Annotated in this window: 2 protein-coding genes; one reads left to right on the plus strand and one right to left on the minus strand. The window is 67.1% G+C overall.

Going from position 1 to position 2,353, the window contains the following annotated elements:
- Window positions 1-145 precede the first annotated feature (145 nt).
- Window positions 146-1,156: a glucose-6-phosphate dehydrogenase (coenzyme-F420) gene (gene fgd / locus ACWEWT_RS38570; protein WP_452565901.1), complete on the minus strand. Its 1,011-nt coding sequence runs from the start codon at window positions 1,154-1,156 to the stop codon at window positions 146-148.
- Between the two features lie 270 nt (window positions 1,157-1,426).
- On the opposite strand from fgd, the gene ACWEWT_RS38575 reads away from it, so the two are divergent.
- The gene (locus ACWEWT_RS38575; RefSeq protein WP_452565902.1) at window positions 1,427-2,203 is read left to right on the plus strand and encodes an HAD-IIA family hydrolase; all 777 of its coding nucleotides are present in this window, start codon (window positions 1,427-1,429) and stop codon (window positions 2,201-2,203) included.
- Window positions 2,204-2,353 lie beyond the last annotated feature (150 nt).

The following is a 2,353-nucleotide window of genomic DNA, read 5'->3' on the forward strand; positions in this document are numbered from 1 at the left end:
GCGCATGCGCGAAGCGCGAGTCTCGAGGCCTGAACGGCGGGACACCAGGGGGCCTCAACCCCCGCGACGCCGAAGGCGGCGCCAAAAACACAGCGAGTGAGCTGCCGGCCGACCCGCCTTCGGCTCAGCCGTCGCCCACCGTTTTCTAGCCCAGTTTGCGCAGTCGGGGCGCCAGGTCGCGCTGGAACAGGTCCAGGAAGCGTTTCTGGTCGTGGCCGGGCGCGTGGAAGACCAGGTGGTTCAGGCCCGCGTCGACGTACGGCTTCACCAGTTCGACCGCCTGGTCCGGGTCGCTGGCGACGATCCAGCGTTTGGCGATCTGTTCGATCGGCAACGCGTCGGCGGCCTCTTCCATCTCGATCGGGTCGGTGATGCTGTGCTTCTGCTCGGCGGTCAGTGACAGCGGTGCCCAGAAGCGTGTGTTCTCCAGCGCGAGTTCGGGATCGGTGTCGTAGGAGATCTTGATCTCGATCATCCGGTCGATGGTGCTGACCTCGCGGTCCACCTTCGCCGCCCCTTCGGCGACCGCCGGCATGAGTTTCTCCGTGTACAGGTCCATGCCCTTACCGGAGGTGCAGATGAATCCGTCGCCCGCGCGGCCCGCGTACCGGGCGACCACCGGGCCACCGGCGGCTATGTAGACCGGGATGCCGCCTTCGGGGACGTCGTAGATGGAGGCGCCGACCGTCTTGTAGTAGTTACCGTCGAAATCGGTGCGGGCGCCGGTCCACAGGGCGCGCATCAGATCCACCGATTCGCGCAGGCGGGCGAACCGCTCCTTGAACTCCGGCCACTCCCCGGAATAGCCCGTGGCGATTTCGTTCAGGGCCTCACCGGTGCCCACACCCAGCATCACCCGACCTGGATACAGGCAGCCCAGTGTCGCGAACGCCTGTGCGATCACGGCCGGGTTGTACCGGAAGGTGGGGGTGAGTACCGAGGTGCCGAGCAGGATCCGCTCGGTGCGCTCACCCGCCGCGGCCAGCCAGGCCAGGGAGAACGGTGCGTGACCGCCCTTGTGCCGCCACGGCTGGAAATGATCGCTGACCGTGGCGCTGTCGAGGCCGTGCTCCTCGACCAGAACGGCCAGCTCAACCAGTTCACGGGGTCCGAATTGTTCCGCCGACGCTTTGTACCCGAGCTTCAGCTCACCCATTTGCGCCCACTCCTGTCGCGTTGTGGTCGGACCGTTTCCGGCCCGGATCCGACACTAATAGGCGCAACTGGGCGAAGCCCACCCGCCGCCACGCACGACCGCGGCGACGGCGGAGGCACACACAGCCGGCGCCGCGCGCGGCGGTGATCAGGGGGGTCGTTCCCGGCCCGCGCGCCCGTCTCCGGGCGCGGCATACCCACCCCGCGAACCGCGAAGCGCAGAATCGATGCGGTGAGCACAGACGATCGAATTCTGTCCTATCTCACCGATATGGACGGAGTACTGGTGCACGAGGACCATATGGTCCCCGGAGCCGACGAATTCCTCGCCGAACTACGGGCCGAGGAGATCCCGTTCCTGGTCCTGACCAACAACTCCATCCGCACCCCCCGCGATCTGCAGGCACGATTGCGGCAGACCGGGCTGGAGATCCCCGAGCACTCGATCTGGACCTCGGCCCTGGCCACAGCCAGTTTCCTCGACGAGCAGCGGCCGGGCGGGACGGCATATGTGGTCGGTGAGTCCGGGTTGACCACCGCGCTGCACGAGATCGGCTACGTGCTGACCGAGATCGATCCGGACTACGTGGTGCTGGGCGAGACACGCACTTACTCGTTCGAAGCGATCACCACCGCTATCCGGCTGGTCGAACGGGGTGCGCGTTTCATCGCCACGAACCCGGACCCGACCGGCCCGTCCCGCGACGGTGTACTGCCGGCGACCGGCTCGGTGGCCGCCCTGATCACTCGCGCCACAGGCCGCGACCCCTACTACATCGGTAAACCGAATCCGCTGATGATGCGGTCGGCGCTGCGCCGGATCGGCGCCCATTCACAGACCAGTGTGATGATCGGCGACCGGATGGACACCGATGTGATCTCCGGGATGGAGGCGGGTATGCGCACCATCCTGGTGACCTCCGGGATCTCCACCAAGATGTCGGTCGGGCAATACCCCTACCGGCCCACTCAGGTGCTGGATTCGGTCGCCGATCTGGTCGGGAGGGTCCGTACTCCGTTCGGCGATTCGGACAGCCGGCTGACCTGACCTGTGTTTTTGGCGCCGCCTTCGGCGTCGCGGGGGTTGAGGCCCCCTGGTGTCCCGCCGTTCAGGCCTCGAGACTCGCGCCCGTTCCTGGTGATGGCCGTCGCGCTCGTGCTGGGCGACGTACTCGGCACCGCCAGACGTCCGGTCGCC

It is taken from the genome of Nocardia sp. NPDC003963 (assembly GCF_053605105.1).